This window comes from Halopseudomonas pertucinogena (genome assembly GCF_014646575.1).
GTDB classification, from domain to species: Bacteria; Pseudomonadota; Gammaproteobacteria; order Pseudomonadales; family Pseudomonadaceae; genus Halopseudomonas; species Halopseudomonas pertucinogena.
Window position 1 is genome coordinate 22,246 of record NZ_BMNN01000008.1, and the last position, 25,843, is coordinate 48,088.

22 protein-coding genes, 2 tRNA genes and 2 pseudogenes are annotated in these 25,843 nt (G+C 63.3%); 12 read left to right on the top strand and 14 right to left on the bottom strand.

All coding sequences use genetic code 11. The features are described from left to right. Positions 1–50 precede the first annotated feature (50 nt). The 10 genes from IEW63_RS13520 (at position 51) to IEW63_RS13565 (ending at position 12,389) form a co-directional block, all read left to right on the top strand. Positions 51–227, top strand: a complete 177-nt coding sequence (locus tag IEW63_RS13520; RefSeq protein ID WP_036993100.1) for a hypothetical protein — start codon at positions 51–53, stop codon at positions 225–227. After that, positions 217–3,159 carry a sensor histidine kinase gene (locus tag IEW63_RS13525; protein ID WP_272872598.1) on the top strand — a complete coding sequence of 981 codons (2,943 nt, stop codon included), beginning with the start codon at positions 217–219 and terminating at the stop codon, positions 3,157–3,159. The genes IEW63_RS13520 and IEW63_RS13525 overlap by 11 nt, the downstream gene beginning before the upstream one ends. Positions 3,160–3,190: 31 nt before the next feature. After that, positions 3,191–4,594 carry a sigma-54-dependent transcriptional regulator gene (locus IEW63_RS13530; protein WP_188637167.1) on the top strand — a complete coding sequence of 468 codons (1,404 nt, stop codon included), beginning with the start codon at positions 3,191–3,193 and terminating at the stop codon, positions 4,592–4,594. 784 nt (positions 4,595–5,378) lie between these two features. Continuing rightward, complete coding sequence (locus IEW63_RS13540) at positions 5,379–6,755, top strand: polynucleotide adenylyltransferase PcnB (RefSeq protein ID WP_188637169.1); 1,377 nt, start codon at positions 5,379–5,381, stop codon at positions 6,753–6,755. Next, the gene (folK, locus tag IEW63_RS13545) at positions 6,755–7,255 is read left to right on the top strand and encodes a 2-amino-4-hydroxy-6-hydroxymethyldihydropteridine diphosphokinase (RefSeq protein ID WP_188637228.1); all 501 of its coding nucleotides are present in this window, start codon (positions 6,755–6,757) and stop codon (positions 7,253–7,255) included. The genes IEW63_RS13540 and folK overlap by 1 nt, the downstream gene beginning before the upstream one ends. A 3-nt stretch (positions 7,256–7,258) precedes the next feature. After that, positions 7,259–7,393, top strand: a complete 135-nt coding sequence (locus IEW63_RS14740; RefSeq protein WP_272872599.1) for a hypothetical protein — start codon at positions 7,259–7,261, stop codon at positions 7,391–7,393. After that, positions 7,386–8,180: a 3-methyl-2-oxobutanoate hydroxymethyltransferase gene (gene panB, locus IEW63_RS13550; RefSeq protein WP_188637170.1), complete on the top strand. Its 795-nt coding sequence runs from the start codon at positions 7,386–7,388 to the stop codon at positions 8,178–8,180. The genes IEW63_RS14740 and panB overlap by 8 nt, the downstream gene beginning before the upstream one ends. A gap of 2 nt (positions 8,181–8,182) precedes the next feature. Then, positions 8,183–9,034: a pantoate--beta-alanine ligase gene (panC, locus tag IEW63_RS13555; RefSeq protein ID WP_188637171.1), complete on the top strand. Its 852-nt coding sequence runs from the start codon at positions 8,183–8,185 to the stop codon at positions 9,032–9,034. Positions 9,035–9,190: 156 nt separating this feature from the next. Beyond that, a complete protein-coding gene (gene acs, locus IEW63_RS13560; RefSeq protein WP_188637172.1) occupies positions 9,191–11,134 on the top strand; it encodes an acetate--CoA ligase in 1,944 nt (647 codons plus the stop codon). A 73-nt stretch (positions 11,135–11,207) separates the two neighbouring features. Continuing rightward, the gene (locus IEW63_RS13565) at positions 11,208–12,389 is read left to right on the top strand and encodes an acetyl-CoA C-acetyltransferase (protein ID WP_188637173.1); all 1,182 of its coding nucleotides are present in this window, start codon (positions 11,208–11,210) and stop codon (positions 12,387–12,389) included. A gap of 9 nt (positions 12,390–12,398) precedes the next feature. On the opposite strand, the gene thpR is transcribed toward IEW63_RS13565, so the two are convergent. Beyond that, positions 12,399–12,941, bottom strand: coding sequence for an RNA 2',3'-cyclic phosphodiesterase (gene thpR, locus IEW63_RS13570; protein WP_188637174.1), 543 nt, complete (start codon positions 12,939–12,941; stop codon positions 12,399–12,401). A gap of 112 nt (positions 12,942–13,053) precedes the next feature. Here thpR and IEW63_RS13575 point away from each other — a divergent pair, with 112 nt between their 5' ends. Together IEW63_RS13575 and IEW63_RS13580 are read left to right on the top strand one after the other, a co-directional pair. Then, the gene (locus tag IEW63_RS13575; RefSeq protein ID WP_188637175.1) at positions 13,054–13,623 is read left to right on the top strand and encodes a hypothetical protein; all 570 of its coding nucleotides are present in this window, start codon (positions 13,054–13,056) and stop codon (positions 13,621–13,623) included. A gap of 69 nt (positions 13,624–13,692) precedes the next feature. Continuing rightward, on the top strand, positions 13,693–14,166 hold the full coding sequence (locus IEW63_RS13580; protein ID WP_188637176.1) for a serine kinase/phosphatase: 474 nt from the start codon (positions 13,693–13,695) through the stop codon (positions 14,164–14,166). A gap of 99 nt (positions 14,167–14,265) precedes the next feature. Here IEW63_RS13580 and pnp read toward each other — a convergent pair whose 3' ends face one another. The 13 genes and pseudogenes from pnp to glmM all read right to left on the bottom strand — a co-directional run bounded on the left by pnp (position 14,266) and on the right by glmM (position 25,794). Further along, the gene (gene pnp, locus IEW63_RS13585; RefSeq protein WP_188637177.1) at positions 14,266–16,374 is read right to left on the bottom strand and encodes a polyribonucleotide nucleotidyltransferase; all 2,109 of its coding nucleotides are present in this window, start codon (positions 16,372–16,374) and stop codon (positions 14,266–14,268) included. Between the two features lie 97 nt (positions 16,375–16,471). Beyond that, positions 16,472–16,741, bottom strand: a complete 270-nt coding sequence (rpsO, locus tag IEW63_RS13590; protein ID WP_188637178.1) for a 30S ribosomal protein S15 — start codon at positions 16,739–16,741, stop codon at positions 16,472–16,474. A gap of 142 nt (positions 16,742–16,883) precedes the next feature. Further along, a complete protein-coding gene (gene truB, locus IEW63_RS13595; RefSeq protein ID WP_188637179.1) occupies positions 16,884–17,804 on the bottom strand; it encodes a tRNA pseudouridine(55) synthase TruB in 921 nt (306 codons plus the stop codon). Positions 17,805–17,806: 2 nt separating this feature from the next. After that, positions 17,807–18,193, bottom strand: a complete 387-nt coding sequence (rbfA, locus tag IEW63_RS13600; RefSeq protein ID WP_188637180.1) for a 30S ribosome-binding factor RbfA — start codon at positions 18,191–18,193, stop codon at positions 17,807–17,809. A 96-nt stretch (positions 18,194–18,289) separates the two neighbouring features. Beyond that, a pseudogene (infB, locus tag IEW63_RS13605) lies at positions 18,290–20,164 on the bottom strand (translation initiation factor IF-2); the annotation flags it as partial. A 137-nt stretch (positions 20,165–20,301) separates the two neighbouring features. Next, positions 20,302–20,800: pseudogene (locus IEW63_RS14770) on the bottom strand (translation initiation factor IF-2 associated domain-containing protein); the annotation flags it as partial. Positions 20,801–20,861: 61 nt separating this feature from the next. After that, positions 20,862–22,343: a transcription termination factor NusA gene (nusA, locus tag IEW63_RS13610; RefSeq protein WP_188637182.1), complete on the bottom strand. Its 1,482-nt coding sequence runs from the start codon at positions 22,341–22,343 to the stop codon at positions 20,862–20,864. 52 nt (positions 22,344–22,395) lie between these two features. Then, positions 22,396–22,851: a ribosome maturation factor RimP gene (rimP, locus tag IEW63_RS13615; RefSeq protein WP_188637183.1), complete on the bottom strand. Its 456-nt coding sequence runs from the start codon at positions 22,849–22,851 to the stop codon at positions 22,396–22,398. Between the two features lie 116 nt (positions 22,852–22,967). Then, positions 22,968–23,044: transfer RNA gene (locus IEW63_RS13620), tRNA-Met, on the bottom strand. 105 nt (positions 23,045–23,149) lie between these two features. Continuing rightward, positions 23,150–23,234, bottom strand: a tRNA-Leu gene (locus tag IEW63_RS13625). A 12-nt stretch (positions 23,235–23,246) separates the two neighbouring features. Next, positions 23,247–23,624 (bottom strand): preprotein translocase subunit SecG, encoded by a 378-nt coding sequence (secG, locus tag IEW63_RS13630; protein WP_188637184.1) that lies wholly within the window; start codon positions 23,622–23,624, stop codon positions 23,247–23,249. Next, entirely contained in the window at positions 23,624–24,382 is a 759-nt protein-coding gene (gene tpiA, locus IEW63_RS13635; protein WP_188637185.1) for a triose-phosphate isomerase, read from the bottom strand. The genes secG and tpiA overlap by 1 nt, the downstream gene beginning before the upstream one ends. Positions 24,383–24,447: 65 nt before the next feature. After that, positions 24,448–25,794: a phosphoglucosamine mutase gene (glmM, locus tag IEW63_RS13640; RefSeq protein ID WP_188637186.1), complete on the bottom strand. Its 1,347-nt coding sequence runs from the start codon at positions 25,792–25,794 to the stop codon at positions 24,448–24,450. Positions 25,795–25,843: the final 49 nt, after the last annotated feature.

A 25,843-nucleotide genomic window follows, 5' to 3' on the forward strand; every position in this document is an offset into this window, starting at 1 on the left:
CAAGCCAACCGGGCGTCATTACCATCGAGTCTCAGCCCGAGGACGTCTCCATGTATATCTACCGCCTGGTATTGCTGCTGGTCATCGGCATCTACCTGTTCTCTCCAGCCATCATGGACTGGTGGATAGAGCCCATGGGAGCCTGGTATCGCCCCTATGTGCTGTGGCTGATCCTGATCATCGCCGGCATGCTGCTGCAGAGTCCAAGGGATACCGATGAGCTTTGAACTCAGCCTGCTGATTCTGCTCAGCGTCGTCTATCTCATCATCCTGTTCAGCGTCGCCTGGGCCACCGAACGGGGCCTGCTGCCCAAGGCGCTGGTGCGCCATCCGGCGGTATATACCCTGTCGATCGGTGTCTATGCCAGCGCCTGGGCTTTCTATGGCACGGTGGGCCTGGCCTATCAGTACGGTTATGGCTTCCTCACCTATTACCTGGGCGTCTGCGGTGCCTTCCTGCTGGCACCGGTGCTGCTCAACCCCATTCTGCGCATTACCCGCACCTATCAGCTGTCTTCGCTGGCAGACCTGTTCGCCTTCCGTTTCCGCAGTACCTGGGCGGGCACCCTGACCACGGTCTTCATGCTGCTCAGCATGCTGCCGCTGCTGGCCCTGCAGATCCAGGCGGTGACCGATTCGGTACAGATCCTTACCCTGGAACCGCGCCAGCATCCCGTGGCACTGGGCTTCTGCCTGCTGATCGTCATGTTTGCCATCCTGTTCGGCGCCAGACATATCTCCGCCCGGGAGAAGCACGAGGGGCTGGTGATCGCCATCGCCTTCGAATCCCTGGTGAAGCTGGTGTGCCTGTCCGCAGTGGGCCTGTATGCACTGTTCATCGTGTTCGAAGGGCCGTCTGGCCTGGAGCTGTGGCTCAGTCACAACCAGGAAGCGCTCAAGACCCTGCACAGCCCCCTGCAGGAAGGCCCCTGGCGGACGCTGCTGCTGGTGTTCTTCGCTGCAGCCATCGTCATGCCGCACATGTACCACATGGCTTTCACCGAAAACCTCAACCCCCGGGCGCTGGGCGCTGCGAGCTGGGGCCTGCCGCTGTTCCTGCTGCTGATGAGCCTGGCGGTACCGCCGATCCTCTGGGCCGGGCTGTATCTCAACGTGCCGACCAATGCCGAATACTTCACCCTCGGGCTGGGCGTGGCCGCCGGCGCTGACTGGCTCACACTGGTGGCCTTCATCGGTGGCATTTCCGCCGCCAGCGGGCTGATCATCGTGGTCACCCTGGCGCTGTCGGGAATGGTGCTCAACCACATGGTGCTGCCGATCTACCAGCCCAGTGCCGACAACAACATCTATCGCTGGCTGCTGTGGACCCGGCGCGGCCTGATCGCCGCCATCATCATGGCCAGCTACGCCTTCTATCGCCTGCTCGGTACCGATCAGCACCTGTCCAATCTGGGCATAACCTCGTTCGTCGCCACGGTGCAATTCCTGCCCGGCGCCCTGTCGGTTCTCTACTGGCCCCAGGCCAACCACCGCGGCTTCATCGGCGGGCTGATCGCCGGCATGCTGGTCTGGGCCTCGACCCTGCTGCTGCCGCTGTTCACCGGCATCGATGTATTGCAGCTGCTGGGCGTGCAGCTGGCCTTCGACGAGGAAACCTGGCACATCGCGGCCATTGCCTCGCTGGCGGTGAACATCATCGTCTTTACCCTGGTATCGCTGTTCACCCAGCGCCCTGCGGACGAAGTCAGCGCCGCCGAAGCCTGCCTGGTGGACAACGTGCGCCGCCCCCAGCGCATGGAGCTGGTAGCCGGATCACCCCAGGAATTTGCCCAGCAACTGGCCAAGCCGCTGGGCAACCGGGCTGCCCAGCAGGAGGTGGAGCAGGCCCTGCGCGATCTCAAGATGCCCTTCGACGAGCGCCGGCCCTACGCCCTGCGCCGCCTGCGGGATCGCCTGGAAGCCAACCTCTCAGGTCTGATGGGCCCCGCCGTGGCGCAGGAAATGATTGAGACCTTCCTGCCCTTCAAACTGGCCCGCAATGCCTACGTTACCGAGGACATCCATTTCATCGAAAGCCGGCTGGAGGATTACCATTCCCGCCTCACCGGTCTGGCTGCCGAGCTGGACGCGCTGCGGCGCTATCACCGGCAGACCCTTCAGGACCTGCCGATGGGCGTCTGCTCACTGGCCGAGGACAGCGAAGTACTCATGTGGAACCGGGCCCTGCAGGCGCTGACCGGCATCCCCGAGCAGAGCGTGATCGGCTCCCGCCTGGAGAGCCTGCCCGAGCCCTGGGGAGAACTGCTGCAGCGTTTTGTCGCCGACGAATCGGCCCATCTCTACAAGCAGAAGCTGGTGATCAACGGCCATACCCAGTGGCTGAGCCTGCACAAGGCGGCGATCGATGAGCCGGGCAATGCGCGCGGCGGTCTGGTACTGCTGATCGAGGACCAGACCGAGACCCAGATGCTGGAAGAGGAGCTGATCCATTCCGAACGCCTGGCCTCCATCGGCCGGCTGGCCGCCGGAGTGGCCCACGAGATCGGCAACCCGATCACCGGTATTGCCTGCCTGGCGCAGAACCTGCGCGAGGAAACCAGCGAACCGGAGCTGCAGGAGATGGCCGACCAGGTGCTGGACCAGACCCGCCGGGTGTCGCGCATCGTCCAGTCCATGGTCAACTTCGCCCACGTCGGCAGCCGCCATCAGGGCGCCGCGGACGAGGTCGACCTGGCCGCCTGCACCAACGAGGCCATCCACCTATTGTCGCTCAGCCGACAGGGTGCCGAAATCGAGTATGTTAACCTGTGTGATCCAGCCCACCGGGTCGCCGGCGACAGCCAGCGGCTGGTGCAGGTACTGATCAACCTGCTGGGCAACGCCCGGGATGCCAGCAGCGATGGCGATCAGGTGACCGTGCGCACCGTCCAGGACGAACACCAGATACTGCTGAGCGTAGAGGACCAGGGCAGCGGTATCGACCAGGCACTGAAGGACCGTCTGTTCGAACCCTTCTTCACCACCAAGGCGCCGGGCAAGGGAACCGGGCTGGGTCTGGCACTGGTGTACTCGATAGTCGAGGAGCATTATGGTCAGATAACCGTGGACAGTCCGATCGATGAAGCCGGGCAGCGCGGGACGCGGTTCACCATTACCCTTCCCCGCTACGGCGTCTTTAGTTCCGGTTCTTCCGCCTGAGGTACAGCGGTAGCAATCGCAAGAGGTATATATGTCGCACATTCTGGTTGTTGAAGACGAACCCATCATCCGCTCCGCACTACGACGGCTGCTGGAACGCCACCACTACCAGGTCAGCGAAGCGGGGGCGGTACACGAAGCGGTCGAGCAGCACGATCTGAATCAGTTCGACCTGATCATCAGTGACCTGCGGCTGCCCGGCGAACCCGGCACCGAACTGATCCGCCGGGCACCCGATACGCCGGTGCTGATCATGACCAGTTACGCCAGCCTGCGCTCGGCGGTTGATTCCATGAAACTGGGCGCCGTGGACTATATCGCCAAGCCGTTCGATCACGACGAAATGCTGCAGGCGGTGGCGCGCATCATCGAGACCAGCAAGCGACCGCGGGCCCCGGCGGCCGCCGAGCCGCGGGCGCAGCGCAGCGAGCCCGCTGATAAGGATATGGGCATCATCGGCGCCAGTCCGTCGATGCAGACGCTGTTCAAGCGTATCCGCAAGGTGGCACCGACCATGTCCACGGTGCTGATCCAGGGTGAATCAGGCACCGGCAAGGAGCTGGTGGCACGGGCACTGCACGAAAACTCCCCGCGCGCCCAGGCACCGATGATCTCGGTGAACTGCGCGGCCATTCCGGAGACCCTGATCGAGTCGGAACTGTTCGGCCATGAAAAAGGTGCGTTCACCGGTGCCGTCGCCGGGCGGACCGGCCTGGTGGAAGCGGCCAACGGCGGCACCCTGTTTCTCGACGAGATCGGTGAGCTGCCCCTGGAAGCCCAGGCGCGTTTGCTGCGGGTGCTGCAGGAAAGCGAAATCAGGCGCGTCGGCTCGGTGCAGTCGCAGAAAGTCGACGTGCGCCTCGTCGCCGCCACCCACCGCGGCCTCAAGGCACTGGCTCATCAGGGCCTGTTCCGCGAAGACCTGTATTACCGCCTCAATGTGATCGAATTGCGGCTGCCGCCGCTGCGCGAGCGCGGCGAGGACGTGATGCTGATCGCCGAAGCGCTGTTGGCACGCATAGGTACCGGCATGAATACCCCCAACCTGCATTTCAGTCAGGAAGCAGCCGAGGCCATTCGCCGCTATCGCTGGCCGGGCAACGTCCGGGAACTGGAGAATGCAATCGAACGCGCGGCGATCCTGTGTGACGAGGACGAAATCTCAGCGGACCTGCTGGGTATCGAGCCGGACCTGGGCCAGGAACGGAGCTCCCACGCCACCAGCGCGCTGAACTCCATGCGCACCCCGGAAAAGACCGGCAGCGAGCCAGCGGAAAACCTCTCGCTGGAAGACTATTTTCAGCACTTCGTGCTGGAGCACCAGGAACACATGACCGAAACCGAACTGGCCAACAAGCTGGGCATCAGCCGCAAGTGCCTGTGGGAGCGGCGCCAGCGGCTGGGCATTCCGCGCAAGAAGACCGCCAGTTCCTGACCCCTTCTTTTCACCCTCCCGGCCAGGGACAATTGCCGATTCGTTACCTGTTACCCGCACAAAGTGTTACCGCTCCGCGGGGAGCGGTAACACTTAACCGAGGCATACGGTAACACTTCCCCACACCGGCTCCGCCGCCGCCCGAGCCCGAACAAACTAACCTGTTGATTTATAACGATTTATGCAAACTGGCATGGCAAGTGCTTTATTACATGCACAACAAGAATAAAAACCAGGCAGCACCCATAACAAGAACAAGATCGAACTCCACCCATAACAAGAACAAGACGTGCGAGTGCAGCAAACTGATTTTTTTGGAGAATGGGAAATCCAGCCGGCGAACGATGAGTTCGATTGGAACCGAGAAGAATAAAAGTTGCTCAAGCAACCCACCGGATCCGATGTCAACCTGACCACCGCTGCTTCCTGCGCGTCCAAAGCAATCCGCTTGCTTTTCGGCAACCCGGGATGGGTTTACGGGGTGGCACTGTCGCCCAGCCAAAAGAACAAGAAACAGCTCATAAAACAAGAATAAAAAAACCATTAGGGGGAGTGAAAACTCCCCTTGAGCTTTCCCCTCCCCCATCGATGTATTACACATCCCCCGGCATTCGAGTTAGAATGCGCAGCTTGTCATCACAGAACATCTTCTAAAACTCAGCCATGCACTTGCTGGCACTATGCCCCCAGCGACATGCATGTTAACGTCGGCCTTTTGCAGTCTCGGCGACCTGGCGACACAGGCGCAGCGGAGGCTGGACAAGCCGGTGGACTACCCACTCATATGATTCGCAAGCTACTGAAAAGAATTCCCTCACCCTTCGGGCGTCCTGCCCACAGGCGAACTACGCCCGCCATCATTCCCGCCAGCCAGCACCCGGTCAAGCGCAGCCAGATCAGCCGCAACGCCGTGACTGTGGTCGAGCGCCTGCAGCAGGCGGGCTACCAGGCCTTTGCCGTAGGCGGGTGCGTGCGGGACCTGCTGCTTGAGCTGGACCCCAAGGATTACGACGTGGCCACCAGTGCCACCCCGGAGCAGGTGCGCTCGACCTTCCGCAACAGCCGCCTGATCGGCCGTCGCTTCAAGCTGGCCCATGTTCACTTCGGCCGGGAAATCATCGAGGTGGCGACCTTCCGCGCCGCTCATGCGGAGGACGATGACGCCGCCCCGGGGCGTGAGCACTCGCTGCAGAGCGAATCGGGCCGGCTGCTGCGTGACAACGTGTACGGCAGCCTGGAAGACGATGCCCAGCGCCGCGACTTCACCATCAATGCACTCTACTACGACGTATGCACCGGCAATATTCATGACTACGTGAACGGCGTCCAGGATATCCGCAATGGGCGAATACGGCTGATCGGCCATCCGGTACAGCGCTACCAGGAAGACCCGGTGCGCATGCTGCGAGCCATCCGCTTTGCCGCCAAGCTGGACTTCGAGATCGAGCCCCACACGGCCGCACCGATCACCGAGCTGGCCGAGCTGCTGCATGACATACCTGCCGCGCGACTGTTCGATGAAGTGCTCAAGCTGCTGCTGGGCGGCCACGGCGAGCGGACCTTCGACCTGCTGCTGGAATACGATCTGTTCGCGCCGCTGTTTCCGGACACCGACGAGGCCATCGACGAGCAGCCGGACTACACCCTGAAGATGATTCGCCAGGCACTGCGCAATACCGACCAGCGCATCCGCGAAGGCCGTCCGGTAACCCCGGCCTTCCTGTTTGCCGCCCTGTTGTGGCCCGCGCTGCCCCAGCGCACCCGTGAACTCGAACAGCAGGGCATCCCGCTGATACCCGCACAGCAGCAGGCCGCCCACGAGCTGCTCGCCGAGCAGTGCCGGCACACAGCCATTCCCAAGCGCTTCAGCATTCCCCTGCGGGAAATCTGGGATATGCAGCCCCGGCTGGAGCGGCGCAACGGCCGCCGTGCCGACCAGATGCTCGAGCACCCGCGGTTCCGCGCTGCCTACGACTTCCTGCTGCTGCGCGAAGCGGCCGGCGAGCAGACCGACGGGCTGGGTGAGTGGTGGACCCGCTACCAGGATGCCAATGCAGAGACCCGCCGCCGCATGATCCAGCAACTGGGCAGTGGCTCCGGGCCGCGCAAACGCTCACGCACACCCCGCAAGCGCAAACCGTCCGGTGGGGCACAGCAGTGATGCAACGCTGTTTCGTGGCGTTGGGCAGCAACCAGGGCGATCCGATGGCCCAGGTCACCCGCGCCTTCGACGAACTGCAAGCGCTGCCGCAGTCCAGCCTCGCCGGTCGTTCCTCGCTGTATCGCAGCGCTCCGCTCGGGCCCCAGGACCAGCCGGCCTTCATCAACGCGGTGGCGATGCTGGATACCCAGCTGGAACCGGAAGCACTCTTGGATGCGCTGCAGGCTATCGAGCAGCGGGCCGGCCGGGTGCGCAATGCCGAACGCTGGGGCCCACGGGTCCTTGATCTCGACCTGTTGCTGTACGCCGACCGCAGAGTCGATACGCCACGCCTGCAGGTCCCGCATTATCATATGCACGCCCGTTCCTTTGTGCTGTATCCGCTGGCAGAATTGGCCGCGGATCTGATCCTGCCCGACGGCACGCCCTTGCAGCAGCTGCTGCTCGGCTGTCCTCCGACAGGGCTGGAACGCCTCAGCGACGCCGCTGGACGGGATTGATGGATGTACAGTCAGGAAGACTATACTGTGCGGGCAGCGACCGGCCCGCACAGTCGCAACGGCAGCCGGGATACCCGTCTGCCGATCATCGCCATGTTGCCTGCCGAAGGCCGAATTACTGGAATCTGCCATGCCTGACATTACCCTGACCACTCTCAACAAGCTCAAGCAGTCCGGCGAGAAGTTTGCCTGCCTGACCGCCTACGATGCGCTGTTTGCGCATCTGCAAAGCTCGGCGGGCGTCGAGTTGCTGCTGATCGGCGACTCGCTGGGGATGGTGTTGCAGGGCCACGACACCACCCTGCCGGTCACCGTCGAGGACATGGAATACCACACTCGGGCGGTGAAGCGCGGCAATCAGGGCGCACTGATCATGTCGGACCTGCCCTTCATGACCTGCGCTACCCTTGAACGGGCGCTGGACGCCAGTACCCGCCTGATGCAGGCCGGCGCCCACGTGGTCAAGCTGGAAGGTGCCGGATGGCTGGCGGAAACCATCAGCGTGCTGACGCGCAACGGCATTCCGGTATGTGCCCATCTCGGCCTCACCCCGCAGAGCGTCAACGTGACCGGCGGTTACAAGGTGCAGGGCCGTGAAGAGACCCAGGCCCGGGAACTGCTGGCCGATGCCATCGCGCTGGAACAGGCCGGTGCTGCGTTGCTGCTGCTGGAATGCGTACCCAGCAGCCTGGCCGCGGAGATCACCCGTTCGGTCAGCATTCCGGTGATCGGCATCGGCGCGGGGCCGGATACCGATGGGCAGATGCTGGTGATGCACGACATGCTCGGCCTGAGCACCACCGGGCGGCTGGCGCGCTTCGTACGTAACTTCATGCCGGGGCAGCCGGATATTCCCTCGGCTTTCAAGGCGTATGTTGCGGCGGTCAAGGCCGGCGAGTTCCCCGCCGCCGAGCACGAGTTCTGACCATGAATACGGTACATACGGTTGCCCAGCTGCGTGCTGCACTGAGCCGCGCCCGTCAGGAAAACAAGCGTATCGGCCTGGTGCCGACCATGGGCAATCTGCATGATGGACACCTGGCCCTGGTGGAGATGGCGCGGCAGCGTACCGACTACGTGGTCGTGAGCATCTTCGTCAATCCCCTGCAGTTCGGACCGAACGAGGACCTGGACAGCTACCCGCGGACCCTGGCCGAGGACCAGAGCCGGCTGCTGGATGCCGGTGCGCATCTGGTGTTCGCCCCCAGCGTCAACGAGATGTACCCCCACGGCATGGAGGGCCACACACTGGTCAGCGTCCCGGGTGTCTCCGAGGGGCTGTGCGGTGCCAGCCGGCCGGGGCATTTCGACGGCGTATCCACGGTGGTCACCAAGTTGCTGAACATGGTACAGCCGGATATCGCCGTATTCGGCGAGAAGGATTTCCAGCAGCTGGCGGTGATCCGCAAGATGGCCCACGACCTCTGCCTGCCGGTCCAGATCATGGGCGCGCCCATCGTGCGTGCCGCTGACGGCCTGGCCCTGTCGTCCCGCAACGGGTATCTGAGCGAGGCCGAGCGCCGTACGGCACCCAGGCTCCATCAGACCCTGAAATATGTGGAGCAGCAGCTGCTGGCGGGCAGGCGTGACTTCGCGTCGCTGCTCGATGAGGCCACCCGGCAGCTGGTCGATGCCGGCTTCCGCCTCGACTATCTGGAACTGCGCGACGCTGCTTCCCTGCAACCGGCATCAGCCCGGACCAGTGACATCGCCATTCTCGCCGCTGCCTTTCTCGGCACAACCCGCCTGATCGACAACCTCGTCCTCAAGCTCACCTGACTCCCCCGGCCGGCGCCCTGCCGGCCGCGCTCCCTTCATATCAGACCAAAGCAGGGTTGAACTGGCGGGTGTTCTGATCAAACCTTGATGTCAACAGCGCAGCTGTGTGCATCACCTCAGGCCCCAGAGCCCGACAATAACAATAGAGGAAGATCCATGTACAAGATTCAGAACCACAAGGTATCCGAGAATCCGCTCCGTCAGACCCACCTGGATCGGGATGGCTACGAGCGCATGTACCGCCAGTCCATCGAACAGCCGGACATGTTCTGGGCCGAGCAGGCGAACCGCTTCGTCGAATGGATGCAACCCTGGAGCAAGGTCCACCAGAGCAACATGGAAACCGGCGAAGCCGCCTGGTTCATCGATGCCAAACTCAACGTCAGCGTCAACTGCATCGACCGCCACCTGAAGAAGCGCGCCAACCAGACGGCCATCATCTGGGAAGGCGACAATCCCGACGAGTCCCGCCACATCACCTACCGCGAACTGCATGACGAGGTCTGCCGCCTGGCCAACGTGCTCAAGCAGCGCGGTGTCGGCAAGGGTGACCGGGTCTGTCTGTACATGCCGATGATTCCCGAGGCGGCCTTCGCCATGCTCGCATGTGCCCGGATCGGTGCCGTGCACTCGGTGGTGTTCGGTGGATTCTCCCCCGAGGCGCTGCGCGACCGCATTCAGAACGCCGAGTGCGAGGTGGTGATCACAGCCGACGAGGGCGTGCGCGGCGGCAAGATCATTCCTCTCAAGCAGAACGTCGACAAGGCGTTGAGCGCCTGCCCGGGCGTTCACAGTGTGATCACGGTGAAACGGACCGGAGGCGAGATCGGCTGGGAGAGCGGCCGCGATGTCTGGTACCACGAGGCCTGTGCCGAAGCCAGCACCGAATGCGCGCCTGAGCCGATGGACAGCGAGGACCCGCTGTTCATCCTCTACACCTCCGGCTCCACCGGCAAGCCCAAGGGCGTGCTGCACACCACCGGCGGCTACCTGGTCAGCGTGGCGCTGACCCACCATTACGTGTTCGATTATCAGGAAGGCGAGGTCTTCTGGTGCACCGCCGACGTCGGCTGGGTCACCGGCCACTCCTATATCGTCTACGGCCCGCTGTGCAACGGCGCCACCACGCTGATGTTCGAGGGCGTGCCGACCTACCCGACCGCCTCGCGTTGCTGGGAAGTGGTGGACAAACACAAGGTCAACATCTTCTACACCGCGCCCACGGCCATCCGTGCGCTGATGGCGCTGGGCGAGGAGCCGCTGAAAGGCTCATCCCGCGAGACGCTGCGCCTGCTCGGATCGGTCGGCGAGCCGATCAACCCCGAGGTGTGGGAATGGTACTACCAGGCCGTCGGTGACAGCCGCTGCCCTATCGTGGATACCTGGTGGCAGACCGAGACCGGCTCCATCCTCATCGCCCCGCTGCCCGGTGCCTGCGATCTCAAGCCCGGCGCTGCCATGCGCCCGCTGTTCGGTGTGGTGCCTGCTCTGGTAGACAACGAGGGTAACGAGCTGGAGGGCGTGGCCGATGGCAACCTGGTGATCAAGCAATCCTGGCCAAGCCAGATCCGCACCGTCTACGGCGATCATGACCGGCTGATCGAGACCTACTTCAGCACCTACAAGGGCACCTACTTCACTGGTGACGGCGCCCGCCGCGATGCGGATGGCGATTACTGGATCACCGGCAGGGTGGACGACGTCCTGAATATCTCCGGCCACCGGATCGGCACCGCCGAGGTAGAGAGCGCCCTGGTGCTCAACGACTACATCGCCGAGGCGGCGGTGGTCGGCTGCCCGCACGATATCAAGGGCCAGGCGATCTATGCCTACGTCATCCCGATGAAGGGGGTTACCGTCACCGAGGAGCTGATGACCGAGCTCAAGGCCATCGTCACCGCCCAGGTCGGCGCCTTCGCCAGGCCGGACTTCATCCAGCCGACCGCCGGTCTGCCGAAGACCCGCTCGGGCAAGATCATGCGCCGCATACTGCGCAAGATCGCCTGTGACGAGCTGGACAACCTGGGCGATACTTCGACCCTGGCTGATCCTTCGGTGGTCGACAGCCTGATCGAGAATCGGCTCAATCGGGGCTCCTGACGAAAGTCGGTTGTCCAACCTGACCGCGGCCACTATTCTTGCCGGTTCGTCAGATTGTCAGAGGTAGTCGTTCATGCAAGAGGTCGTGATTGTTGCTGCCACCCGGACTGCCATCGGCAGTTTCGGTGGCCAGTTCGCCGGTGTGCCTGCCCATCAGCTGGGTGCCACCGTCATCCGGGCGCTGCTGGAGCAGACCGGAATCGAACCGGCCAGTGTGGACGAGGTCATCCTGGGCCAGGTTCTGACTGCGGGATGCGGTCAGAACCCGGCGCGCCAGGCGGCCATTTATGGTGGCCTGCCGCACAGCGTGCCGGCACTGAACATCAACAAGGTCTGCGGCTCCGGACTCAAGGCGGTCCATCTTGCTGCGCAGGCCATCCGCTGCGGCGATGCGCAGATCATGATCGCCGGCGGCCAGGAGTCCATGAGCCTGTCCCCCCATCTGCTGCCGAACTCCCGTACCGGCCAGCGCATGGGCAACAGCCAGCTGATCGACAGCATGGTGCACGACGGCCTGTGGGACGCCTTCAACCACTATCACATGGGCATAACTGCGGAGAATCTCTCCGAGCGCTATGAGGTCAGTCGCCAGCAGCAGGACGCCTACGCCCTGGGCTCCCAGCAGAAGGTCGCTGCAGCGCAGCAAGCCGGCCGATTCAGGGACGAGATCACTCCTGTAGAAGTGCCTCAGCGCAAGGGCGAAGCCCTGCTGGTTGACCAGGACGAGCAGCCCCGTGCCGACACCACCCTGGAATCCCTCGGCCGGCTGCGCCCGGCCTTCCGCCAGGACGGTACCGTCACCGCCGGTAACGCCTCCAGCCTCAATGATGGTGCAGCCGCCGTATTGCTGATGAGCGCCGCCAGAGCGGCCGAGCTCGGCCTGCCAGTACTGGCCCGCATCGCTGCCCATGCCAGTTCCGGCGTGGACCCGGCAGTGATGGGTATCGGCCCGGTGAGCGCCACCCAGCGCTGCCTCAACCGCGCTGGCTGGAAGGTCGAGGAGCTGGATCTGATCGAAGCCAACGAGGCGTTTGCCGCCCAGGCGCTGGCAGTGGCCAGTGATCTGCGCTGGGACATGAGCAAGGTCAACGTCAACGGTGGGGCCATCGCGCTGGGTCATCCCATCGGCGCATCCGGCTGCCGAATCCTGGTTACCCTGCTTCACGAAATGCAGCGACGCGATGCCCGCAAGGGGCTGGCTACGCTGTGTATCGGTGGCGGTCAGGGCGTGGCGTTGGCGCTCGCACGGGACTGAGTACCCTGATCAGCGCTTCGCCAGGCTGAAGCGCTCGATCACCTCGTAGCGCACCCCCGACGGCCCCCCGTGGCTTACGTACAGGCAGAACTCCTGTACCTCGAAGGGTGGCAGCCGAAAATCCCGATAACGCTGCAGAAAATCCTGCAGCGCCTCCCCACCTTCCTTCACCCTGGCCAGGGTGACATGCGGCCGGTAAGGCCGCTCATCCCTGATCAGGCCCAGAGGCAGCAATTGCTGTTCCACGCGCTGCTGCAGTTGTGCAAGCAGCGCGCTGGCCTCCACCCCTGCCCAGAGGACGGTGGGCTTGTGCACCGGGCCGAAATGGCCGACGCCCGCCAGCTCGAGCGTCAGCGCGGCGCCATGCAGGTCCGCCAGCGCCGCTGCCATCTGCCTGGCCTGTGCATCTTCCACATGACCGATAAAGACCAGCGTCAGATGCAGTGCCTCCGGTGGATGCCAGCGTGCCCCCGGATAATCGGTGCGCAGGGTGGTCAACTTCATCCGTGCCGATGCTGGAATCTCGATACCCACAAAGAGTCGTTGCTGCATTTGTCCTCCCAGAGCGGCCAGGCGCGGGGCACAGCGGCCCGGGCCTGCCGTTTGGTTTAGCAGAAAACCCGCTGCTATGCTTAAAAGCCCCATCATCTGTGAGGCGATGCCCATGCATAACATCATTGCAGGCCGATTCACGTTGCAGGATCAAGCCGACATCGCACTGGCGGAACTCCAGAAAGCGGGATTCCCCCGGGATGCGCTGGCCGCATTCTATCTGAACCCCAACGGTCAGCACGATCTGTATCCCATCGGCGGCGACGCTGAAAGCTCCGCCGGTGCGCGCCATTCCGGTTCCGGCGCGGCCAAGGGCGGCGGCGTGGGGGCCGTGGTGGGTGCCGTCGCGGGCGCAGCCGCCACGCCGGTGATCGGCCCTGCAGGCATCGCCATCGGCGCGGGACTGGGTGCCTATACCGGTTCACTGGTCGGTGCTGTCAGCAGCACCGACAAGCAATCCGATGTGGACGAGCAGACCGGCGAGCCTTCCTTTGCCCAGCCAGATGTTACCGAACGCGCCGCCGGCGTGCTGGTTGCTGTGCGGGTATCCGAAGACACTCGCCAGACTGCCATCGATACCCTCACCCGGCTGGGCGCCGAGGACGTGGAAGAGGCCGAGGGCGAGCTGCGTGACGGGCACTGGTACGACTTCGATCCGCACGCCGTGGTGCGCCGGGTCTGAACGCAGGCAAATAGGCTGAATCTTCAGCCGCCGCCAGCGTCAACCGAAGGGACAGATGTGGAGGTGACCATGAACGATTCACACGAACCCGACGAGAAGATGCTGACCGACGCGGTACGCCGCCAGGTGGAAGCCGACAACCGCGAATCCGCCGCCGATGACAGCCCCATGGGCCCGGTTGGCAACGTGCCATCGCGCCAGGAGAGCAACCAGCGCGCCGCGGAAGGCGGCCTGACCGCAGCAGCCAGGCCGGGACAGGGCCCGACGGCGGACGACGCCGCGCCGGAAACCCTGCTGCCGGATGATGGCAGCCGCTCCCCCGCGGAGGCGGTGATCGAGGATGGTGCCGCCGACACCGAGCTGACCGAAGTCGGCCGTGGCGACATCGGCGGCGGCCGCGGTCTGGACGAGGCGGAACTGGGCCGGGCCCGACCGCTGGACGGCAAGCCCTGGGACGGCGATCCCGACGAGCCGCTGGAGCCGGCAACCGCAGTGGATAATAATCTGGCCACGCCTCCGCTGGACGAGTCCGACAAGGCCTGACGGGCAGCGGATCGGGCCATTCGAGCGATCACAAAAAACCCCGGCGCCTGCGGCTACCGGGGTTTTTCATGCGGACCGCAAACCGCGGCCCGGGGATCGTCAGACGCCGCTGTCTTCAGCCGCCTCGACGTCCTTCATGGACAGCTTGATGCGGCCGCGGTTGTCCACGTCCAGTACCAGCACCTTCACTTCCTGGCCTTCCTGCAGCACGTCGGTGACCTTCTCGATACGCTGGTTGGCGATCTGCGAGATGTGCACCAGGCCGTCCTTGCCCGGCAGGATGCTGACGAAGGCGCCGAAGTCGACGATGCGCTCGACCTTGCCGGTGTAGACCTTGCCGATTTCCGCTTCGGCGGTGATGCCGTCGACCCGGGCCTTGGCAGCGTTGGCTGCGTCCTTGCTGGCAGCGAAGATCTTCACGGTGCCGTCGTCGGTGATGTCGATGGACGCGCCGGTCTCTTCGCAGATGCTGCGAATGGTGGCGCCGCCCTTGCCGATCACGTCACGGATCTTGTCGGAATCGATCTTCATGCTGATCATGGTCGGCGCGTTGGCGGACAGCTCCTTGCGCGACTCCGGCAGTACCTGATTCATCTGGCCGAGGATGTTCAGACGCGCCTCATGGGCCTGGTGCAGGGCCAGCTCCATGATTTCCTCGGTGATACCCTTGATCTTGATGTCCATCTGCAGCGCAGTGACGCCCTTCTCGGTCCCGGCGACCTTGAAGTCCATGTCGCCCAGGTGGTCCTCGTCACCGAGGATGTCGGTCAGTACGGCGAACTTCTCGCCTTCCTTGACCAGACCCATGGCAATACCGGCCACCGGCGCCTTCAGCGGCACACCGGCGTCCATCAGTGCCAGGGAGGCACCACAGACCGAGGCCATGGAGCTGGAACCGTTGGATTCGGTGATCTCGGACACCACGCGGATGCTGTAGGGGAACTGGTCCATGTCGGGCATGACCGCCTGGATGCCGCGGCGGGCCAGACGACCATGGCCGATCTCACGGCGACCGGTGCCACCCATGCGACCACACTCGCCCACCGAGTAGGGAGGGAAGTTGTAGTGGAACATGAAGGGGTCTTTCTTCTCGCCTTCCAGGGTATCCAGCAGCTGCGCGTCTCGGGCGGTGCCGAGGGTGGTGACCACCAGCGCCTGGGTCTCGCCACGGGTGAACAGTGCCGAGCCGTGGGTGCGATCCAGCACGCCGACTTCGATGTTCAGCGGACGCACGGTGCGGGTGTCACGGCCGTCGATACGCGGGTTGCCGTTGACGATGTTCTCGCGCACGGTGCGGTATTCGATCTCGCCGAAGGCTTCCTTCACCTCGCCGGCGGAGGGCTTGCCCTCTTCGTCACCGGCCAGGGCCGCAACGGCGGCTTCACGCAGCTCACCGAGACGGTCGTAGCGCGACTGCTTGTGGGTGATGGTATAGGCTTCGCTGATGCCGGCACCGAACTGGGACTTGATGGCGTCCAGCAGTGCGGTGTTTTCCGGCGCCGGCTGCCAGTCCCAGGCCGGCTTGCCCGCTTCGGCGGCCAGCTCCTTGATGGCGTCGATCGCCGGCTGGAATTCCATGTGGGCAAACAGCACCGCGCCCAGCATCTGGTCTTCGGTCAGCTCCTGGGCCTCGGACTCGACCATCAGCACGGCGTCTTCGGTGCCGGCTACCACCATGTCCAGGCGGGAGGTCTTGAGCTGCTCATAGGTGGGGTTCAGCACATAGCCCGCCACGTCGTCGAAACCGACGCGGGCACCGGCGATCGGGCCATCGAAGGGAATGCCGGAAATGGCCAGCGCGGCGGAGGTGCCGATCATCGCGGCGATATCCGGATCGGTGGTCTTGTCAGTGGACACCACGGTGCAGACGACCTGGACTTCGTTCATGAAGCCTTCGGCGAACAGCGGGCGGATGGGACGGTCGATCAGGCGGGAGGTCAGGGTTTCCTTCTCGGTGGGACGGCCTTCACGCTTGAAGAAGCCACCGGGGATGCGGCCTGCCGCATAGGTCTTTTCGATGTAGTGAACAGACAGAGGGAAGAAATCACGTCCGGCTTCGGCGGTCTTGGCGCCCACTACGGTTGCCAGCACGCTGACCGAGTCATCGATGCTGACCAGAACCGCACCCGATGCCTGACGCGCAATGCGACCGGTCTCCAGGGTAACGGTGTTATTACCTAATTTGAATTGTTTGATAACCGGTTTCACGGCGTATTCTCTCTCTGCTGTTTGCTTTACTTGCCCTGCGGGGAAACTCTGGGCACGACCGGGTTTCGGACCCGGCCATGTCCAAACGGGACTGGTCTCAGCGACGCAGACCCAGGCTGCTGATCAGGCTTGCATAACGGCCCAGATCCTTGCTCTTCAGGTAGTCCAGCAGCTTGCGACGCTGGTTAACCATGCGGATCAGGCCGCGACGGGAGTGGTGATCCTTCTTGTTGTCCTTGAAGTGACCTTGCAGCTTGTTGATGTTTGCGGTCAACAGAGCAACCTGGACTTCAGGAGAACCGGTATCACCTTCACCACGTGCATACTCGGATACGATTGCAGCTTTTTCTTCAACGCTCAGTGCCATGACAGCTTTCCTCTGAGGTAACAGGCCGGGAGGTTGGTCCCGTGTTTTAAATCGAGGAATGACCGCGCCTGTTGACAGCCACCCTCGTTGCGACCCGTTACGGGTCAACTTCGGAGCGAGCCCTAAGGGCTCGCCGAATTCTTCAGCCATTGAAACGCATCAGGCGCTTCGGAGCTACCCGGGCGTCCTCGGTCATTTCACCGATACCGATGAACTGACCTGTGTGGTCACGCAGACGTACCATGCCGAACGCCGGACTGCCCGGCACGCGAACCGCCTGCCCATGATTCAGATAATAGGCGGTCTGCTCGGTGAGCTTCACTTCCGGCCAATCCAGCAGGCCGCTGTCGCTGGGCAGCAGCAGATGATCCAGCGCCTGGGCACCGCCTTCGGCGTGCAGCGTTTCCAGCTGCTCCAGCGTCACTGCCTGGCTCAGATCGAAGGGCCCGGCCTGGCTGCGGCGCAGCTCGGCAACATGCGCACCACAGCCCAGTGCGGCGCCGATGTCCTCCACCAGAGTGCGGATATAGGTGCCTTTGCTGCAGTGTACTTCCAGTCGCAGCCGGTCGCCCTCGAGTCCGAGCAGCGTCAATCGGCGTATGGTAACAGATCGCGCCTTGCGCTCCACTGTTTCCCCGGCCCGGGCCAGCTTGTACAACGGCTGACCTTCATGCTTGAGCGCCGAATACATCGGCGGGATCTGCTCGATGTCACCGGTGAAGCGCGGCAGTACCGCTTCCACGTCGGCCTGGCTGACCTGGCATGGCTTCATCTCCAGTACCTCGCCCTCGGCATCGCCGGTGGTGGTGGTCATGCCCAGGCGTGCCTCGGTGACATAGGTCTTGTCGGCATCGAGCAGGTACTGGGAAAATTTCGTCGCCTCGCCCAGGCATAGTGGCAGCACACCACTGGCCAGCGGATCAAGGCTGCCGGTGTGACCGCCCTTGTTCGCGTTGAACAACCAGCGAACCTTCTGCAACGCGGCATTGGAGGTCATGCCCAGCGGCTTGTCGAAAATCAGGATGCCGTCGATATCACGGCGTTTGCTGCGTGGCGCTGACACTGTTATTCCTCATCATCCCTGGCATGCTGGCGATCCTCGGCGACGGCACGCTCGATCAGCGAGGACAGGTGCACACCGCGGCGCACGCTCTCGTCGTAGAAGAAGTGCAGTTGCGGAATGCTGCGCAGCTTCATCACCCGACCCAGCTGGGCGCGCAGAAATCCTGCGGCATCCTTGAGGGCGGCGAGGTTGAGCGCGATGTCATCATCACTGGCCTCGCCCATCAGGGTGATGAAGATCTTCGCGTGCGCCAGGTCGCGGCTGACCTCGGCGGCGGTCACGGTAATCATGCCGACACGCGGGTCACGCACTTCACGCTGGATCAGCAGCGCAAGCTCACGCTGCATCTGGTCGGCTACGCGCTGGGTGCGACTGTATTCTTTGGCCATAAAAATGCACTCAAAAATCGGTGGAGCTGAAAACGCCAAAGCCGGAAGCCACCCATGGGGCGACTTCCAGCTTCAGACTGTCAGCTTGAGAATCCCTTACAGGGTTCTGGCTACCTGAACCCGCTCGAAGACCTCGATCCGGTCGCCGACACGCACATCGTTGTAGTTCTTCACGCCGATACCGCACTCCATGCCGTTGCGCACTTCGCCGACGTCATCCTTAAAGCGGCGCAGGGATTCCAGCTCGCCTTCGTAGATGACCACGTCTTCACGCAGTACACGGATCGGACGGTTGCGGTACACGGTGCCTTCGATGACCATACAGCCGGCCACCGCGCCGAACTTGGGCGAGCGGAACACGTCACGCACTTCCGCCACACCCAGGATTTGCTCGCGGACGTCGCTGCCGAGCATACCGGACAGCGCCTTCTTGACGTCTTCGATGATCTCGTAGATGACGCTGTAGTAACGCAGGTCCAGACCTTCGTTCTCGATGACCTTGCGCGCCGACGCGTCGGCCCGGACGTTGAAGCCGAAGATCACGGCGTTGGAAGCCAGTGCCAGGTTGGCGTCGGTCTCGGTGATACCGCCCACGCCGCCGGATACGATCTTGACCTGAACCTCGTCGTTGCCCAGCTCGCTGAGCGAGCCCTGCAGCGCTTCCAGGGTACCGCGCACGTCGGTCTTGACCACCAGATTGAGGGTCTTCTTCTCGCCCTGTCCCATGTTCTCGAACATGTTCTCCAGCTTGGCGGATTGCTGACGTGCCAGCTTGATCTCGCGGAACTTGCCCTGACGGAACAGCGCCACTTCCCGCGCCTTCTTCTCGTCAGCCACCACGGTCAGCTCGTCGCCGGCCTCGGGGGTGCCATCCAGACCCAGGATCGCCACCGGAATGGACGGACCGGCTTCCTTCACGTTCTTGCCGTTCTCGTCAAGCATCGCCCGGACCCGGCCATGGTTGAAGCCAGCCAGCACCACGTCACCCTGACGCAGGGTGCCGTTCTGCACCAGTACGGTTGCGATCGGACCACGGCCCTTGTCCAGACGGGATTCGATGACCACGCCGCGCGCCGGGGCGGTGGGCTGGGCCTTGAGCTCAAGTACCTCGGCCTGCAGCAGCACGGCCTCCAGCAGCTCGTCGATGCCGGTACCGACCTTGGCCGACACATGGACGAACTGGGTATCGCCACCCCACTCCTCGGGGATGACGTCCAGCGCACCCAGATCGTTCTTGATGCGATCCGGATCGGCCTGCTCCTTGTCGATCTTGTTCACCGCCACGACCAGCGGCACACCGGCGGCCTTGGCGTGCTGCACGGCTTCTTCGGTCTGCGGCATGACGCCATCATCGGCGGCGACCACAAGAATCACGATGTCGGTGGACTTGGCACCACGGGCGCGCATCGCGGTAAACGCGGCGTGGCCGGGGGTATCCAGGAAGGTGACCATGCCACGCTCGGTTTCCACGTGGTAGGCACCGATGTGCTGGGTGATGCCACCCGCCTCGCCGGACGCCACACGAGTACGACGGATGTAGTCCAGCAGCGAGGTCTTGCCGTGGTCAACGTGACCCATGACGGTCACCACCGGAGCACGACTCACCTCCTCGCCCTCGAATTGCTTGGCGGCAGCGGTCACGCTGTCCTCCAGATCGGTCTCGCGGACGTTCTTGACCTGGTGCCCCATGTCTTCGGCAATGATGGTCGCCGTTTCCTGATCGAGCACCTGGTTGATGGTCACCATGGTGCCGTTCTTGAACATGTACTTGATGACTTCGGCAGCCTTGATCGACATCTTCTGGGCCAGCTCGGCCACAGTGATGGTTTCACCGATAACAACTTCTCGCACTATTGGCCCTGTCGGCTTCTCGAAGCCGTGCTGATTGCGTTTCTTCTGAGCCTTGAGCTTGCCACCGCCACCGCGGCGGCGCGCCATGCCCTCGTCGTCCACACCGCGTGCAGCACCGCGGCCCTTGCCCGGGCCACCGGCACGCTTGCGACTGCGCTCTTCTTCCTCGGCGCGGTCCTTGCGGCGCTGCTCATCCTTCTTCTTGGCGATAACCGCAGGAGAGGGAGCAGCCTCCACCTCGGCAGCCACTTCAACCGCGGGCTCGACAGCCTCGGGCGCCGGGGCGGCGGCTTCGGCCTGCTCGCGAGCGGCCTGTTCCTGGGCGGCCTTCTGCGCGGCCTCCTCAGTGGCCTTGCGCGCTTCCTCTTCCTCGGCCCGCAGGCGTGCTTCGGCGGCGGCCTGGCGTGCCTCTTCGGCGGCACGCAGCTCCTCGAGCTCACGCTGACGCTCGGCTTCCAGGTCCACTTCGTCGCGCTTGACGTAAGTGCGCTTCTTGCGCACCTCCACGTTAACTGTCTTGCTGCCAGGCACCTTGAGCTTGCTGACGGTCTTGCGCTTCAGGGTGATCTTGCGCGGCTCGCCGCCACCTTCGCCATGGGCGTTCTTCAGGTGCGCCAGCAAGCGCTGCTTCTCATCATCGGAAACCGTCTGCTCCGCCGCCTTGTGCGGCAGTCCTGCTTCCTGCATCTGTTGCAACAGGCGCTCTACCGGCGTACCTGTCACCTCAGCCAACTCTTTGACCGTCACTTCAGCCATTCACTTTCTCCTCAGTCGGGGGCCTGGCGTATCCGCCTGGTGTTACTGCCAGCCGACCGGTTTATTCAAACCAGGGGGCCCGCGCTGCCATGATCAGCGCAGCGGCACGGGCTTCGTCGATTCCATCTATGTCCAGCAGGTCGTCCACGGACTGCTCTGCAAGGTCCTCCATGCTGAGGATGCCCCGGGCAGCCAGCTGGAGTGCCAGCGGACGATCCATGCCTTCCATATTCAGCAGGTCGTCGGCAGGCTGAACCTCTTCCAGTTTCTCCTCATTGGCGATCGCCCTGGTCAGCAGGCGGTCCTTGGCCCTCGAGCGCAGCTCGTTGACGATGTCTTCGTCGAAGCCGTCAATCTCGAGCATTTCTTCCATGGGCACATAGGCGACTTCCTCGAGCGAGGTGAAGCCTTCATCAACCAGAATCTGCGCCAACTCCTCATCCACATCCAGCTCTTCGATGAAGCTGCGCAGGACGTCGCCGGTCTCGGCTTCCTGCTTCGCGCGGATGTCTTCCTCGGTCATCACGTTCAGCGTCCAGCCGGTCAGCTGACTGGCCAGGCGCACGTTCTGACCGCTGCGGCCGATGGCCTGGGCGAGGTTGTCCTCGGCCACGGCGATATCGATGGTGCGGGTATCCTCATCGAGAATGATCGAGGCCACCTCGGCCGGGGCCATGGCGTTGATCACGAACTGGGCGAGGTTGTCGTCCCACAGTACGATGTCGACCCGTTCGCCACCCAGCTCACCGGATACCGCCTGCACGCGCGATCCGCGCATGCCGATACAGGCACCCTGGGGATCGATGCGCTTGTCCTTGGAGCGCACCGCGATCTTGGCACGGGAGCCCGGATCACGGGCCGCGCCCATGACTTCGATCAGCTCCTCGGAGATCTCCGGCACCTCGATGCGGAACAACTCGATGATCATTTCCGGGCAGGCACGGGACAGCACCAGCTGCGGACCGCGGTTCTCCACCCGGATTTCCTTGAGCAGCGCGCGGATGCGGGTGCCGGTGCGGAAGGTCTCGCGGGGGATCATTTCCTCGCGGGGCAGCACCGCCTCGGCGTTGTTGCCCAGGTCGACGATGACGCTGTCGCGGGTCACCTTCTTCACGGTGCCACTGATGATCTCGCCGATGCGGTCACGGTAGGCGTCGACCACCTGGGCGCGCTCGGCCTCGCGCACCTTCTGCACGATGACCTGTTTGGCGATCTGGGCGGCGATACGGCCGAACTCCTCGGACTCGATCTTCTCTTCCACCACGTCACCGATGTCCAGGGCTGGGTCGCGTTCGCGGGCCTGGTCCAGCGTCAGCTGCATGCCGGGCTCGACAAATTCCTCGTCGGCGACAACTGTCCAGCGACGGAAGGAGTCGTGATTGCCGGTCAGACGGTTGATCTGTACGCGGATATCAACTTCTTCTTCGTAGCGCTTCTTGGTAGCCGTAGCCAGGGCCAGCTCCAGAGCCTCGAATATGACTCCGGGCGGTACGCCCTTCTCATTGGAAACGGATTCCACAACCAGCAGCACTTCTTTGCTCATCGTATGCCTCGCCTAACGCCATCCATTGGGGCCACTGGAGCCCGGAAAATGCTCAAAACCGCGGAACGATCTGACCTTTGTCGATACTGTCGATGGGCAGCAGGTACTCATGATCCTCCACCTGCAGAACCACCTCATCGCCTTCCACCCCGCGGATGACACCCTGAAAGTTGCGCCGCCCTTCGTAGGGCGCGCGCAGTCTGATCTTCGCCTGCTCACCTGCATAAGCTGCATACTGCTCCAGGGTGAACAGCGGGCGGTCCATACCCGGCGAAGACACCTCCAGGGTGTAATCGCCGCTGATCGGGTCCTCCACATCCAGCACCGCGCTGGCCTGCCGGCTGACCGTGGCACAGGCTTCGACGCTGACGCCATCGGGATGGTCGATGTACACGCGCAACAGGCTGTGCCTGCCCTGGGAAAGAAATTCTATTCCCCAGCAACGATAGCCCAGAGCTTCGACCACCGGGATCAGCAACTGCTCCAACTCGGTAAGTTTGCCGGACAATTTGACCGCCTTTCTTCACGAATAAAAAATGGGCCTGATAGCCCATCCTGGTTCCGGCCACTTCATGAAGATGAAGTCCGGAGTTAACAAAAAGCCCCTGAAAAGGGGCCTTTGACTGGTTGCGGGGGCAGGATTTGAACCTACGACCTTCGGGTTATGAGCCCGACGAGCTACCAGACTGCTCCACCCCGCGGCGAATCCAAGGCAGAAATTATACGCCCGCCTGCCGGTTATGACAACCGCGGGCATTTCCTGCCGGAAAAAAACAGGGCCTGCGCGAACGCAGGCCCTGTCTGATTGGTGCGGAAGATGGGACTCGAACCCATACACCCTAAGGCACTACCCCCTCAAGATAGCGTGTCTACCAATTCCACCACTTCCGCAAAACTGTTGGCTCAATCCAGTGTCGGCACGTCGTCCGATACGGGGGCCTGAGGAGCCTGCACTTCATCCAGAACAGGTACATCATCGCTGGCCGGAGCGGCCGGCTGGCTCTGCAGTGCCGGAACCGGCAGACCTGCGTCGCGAATCTCGCTTGCCTTGTAACTGGCGTAGTACGCCAGGCCCAGCGAGGTCAGAAAGAATACAGTGGCCAGCACAGCTGTCAAGCGGCTGAGAAAAGTAGCCGAACCCTGACTGCCGAAAACGGTGCCGGACGCGCCCGCGCCGAAAGACGCACCCGTCTCCGCGCCCTTGCCTTGCTGGATGAGAATCAACCCAACCAGGGCAATAGCGACCAGAAGATGCACAACAACAATCAGGGTTTCAATCATTAAGCTTGTCCCGCGGCGCGCGCAATCGCGCCAAATTCATCTGCATTGAGAGAGGCTCCACCCACCAGCCCTCCGTCGATATCCGGCATGCCGAACAAGGCTCGAGCGTTCTCCGCCTTGACGCTGCCGCCGTAGACAATCTGCACGCACTGGGCCTGCTCGTCATCCAGAACCGCCAGCCGCGCACGGATCATCGCGTGCACTTCCTGCGCCTGCTCGGGGCTGGCTGTCAACCCGGTGCCGATTGCCCAGACCGGCTCATAGGCCACCACACCCTGGGCCAGACCGCTCACACCGAAGCGCTCCAGGATCACCTGCAGCTGACGCCCGACCACCTCGGCGGTATCACCCGCGTCGCGCTGCTGCCGGGTTTCGCCGACACACAGGATCGGTCGCAGACCGCAGGCCAGTGCCGCAGCGAACTTGCGACATACGACCTCATCGGTCTCACCGAACAGGCTGCGGCGCTCGGAATGCCCTACCAGCACGTACTCACAACCGGCATCCCGCAGCTGGGCCGGGGACACCTCGCCGGTCAGCGCGCCGGGCTCGGCCTGATACGCACAGCTCTGACCCGCCAGCTTCAGGGGAGAGCCGTCAAGCGCTTCACGGCATTGCTGAATATACAGGGCCGGGGGCGCTATCAGCAGATCGACCTGATCCGGCCACTGCTGGGCGTTCAACCCCGAGAGCAACTCACCAATCGAGTGCCGGGTACCGTGCATTTTCCAGTTTCCGGCGACCAGCGGACGACGCATGCCAAACCTCTCTGCTCAAGCGGGCGCCAATGTTACCCAGAATGCCCGCCTGAAACAACCGCTTTTCAGTCCGCGGCAAACATTTTGCGCACCTGCTCGGCGAGGGTCTCCGCTTCCCGGTTCACCAGCTCGGCATCCTGCCCTTCCACCATCACCCGGATGACCGGCTCGGTGCCCGACAGACGCAGCAGCACGCGGCCGGTATCGGCCAGCCTGCCCTCGGCTGCAGCCACTGCGGATTTCAGCTCGGGAGCCTCGAGCGGCGATTGGCCGTTGCTCTGATAGCGCACGTTGATCAGTTTCTGTGGACATTTGTTCATTCCCTGGCAGGCTTCGGCCAGGGTCTTGCCGGACATGCGCAGCGCCCGCAGCACCTGCAGCGCGGCAATGATGCCGTCACCGGTGGTGGTGTGCTTGAGGCACACCAGATGGCCGGAGGATTCGCCGCCCAGATGCCAGCCACGCTGGTGCAGCTCGGCCATGACGTAGCGGTCGCCGACCTTGGCGCGGACAAAGGGAATGTCCCGCTCGCGCAGGGCCAGCTCGAGCCCCAGGTTGGTCATCAGGGTGCCGGCAACCCCACCTTCCAGCGCGCCGCGCTCATAGAGGTCGAGGGTCATGATGTAGAGCAGCTGATCACCGTCCACTTCGTTGCCTGCCGCATCGACCATCATCACCCGGTCGCCGTCGCCGTCGAAGGCAATACCCAGGTCGGCCTTCTGCTCCACCACCGCCCTGCTCAGCGCCTTGAGGTGGGTGGAGCCCACCCCGTCGTTGATGTTGAGCCCGTCGGGGGTCACCCCGATGGTGCTGACGGTGGCACCGAGTTCGCGGAACACGCTGGGCGCCACCTTGTAGGTCGCCCCGTGGGCACAGTCGAGGACGATCTTCATGCCCTTGAAGCTGGTACTGGTGGGCACACTGCTCTTGCAGAACTCGATGTACCGACCGGAGGCGTCCTCGACGCGCGCCACCTTGCCCAGCAGGCTGGCTTCCACCAGCTCCATCGGCGAATCCACCAGCCGCTCGATCTCGTGTTCCAGCGAGTCGGCCAGCTTGGTCCCCTGGGCCGAGAAGAATTTGATGCCATTGTCGTAATGGGGATTATGCGAGGCGCTGATGACGATCCCGGCGTCGGCCTGGAAGGTACGCGTCAGATAAGCAATGGCCGGCGTGGGCATCGGACCGAGCAGCTGCACCTGGGCACCCGCCGCGGACAGACCCGCCTCCAGGGCGGATTCGAACATGTAACCGGAGATGCGCGTGTCCTTGCCTATGACTACCCGGCAGTGACCGTTGTTTCTGAAGGCCTTCCCCGCCGCCCAGCCGAGCTTGAGCATGAATTCCGGGGTGATGGGGTGAGTGCCGACAAGTCCTCGAATACCGTCGGTGCCAAAGTAGCGTTTTTCCATGTGTGAGTATCCTGACTCGATTATCGGGAGCAACCCGAAAGCGGTTATC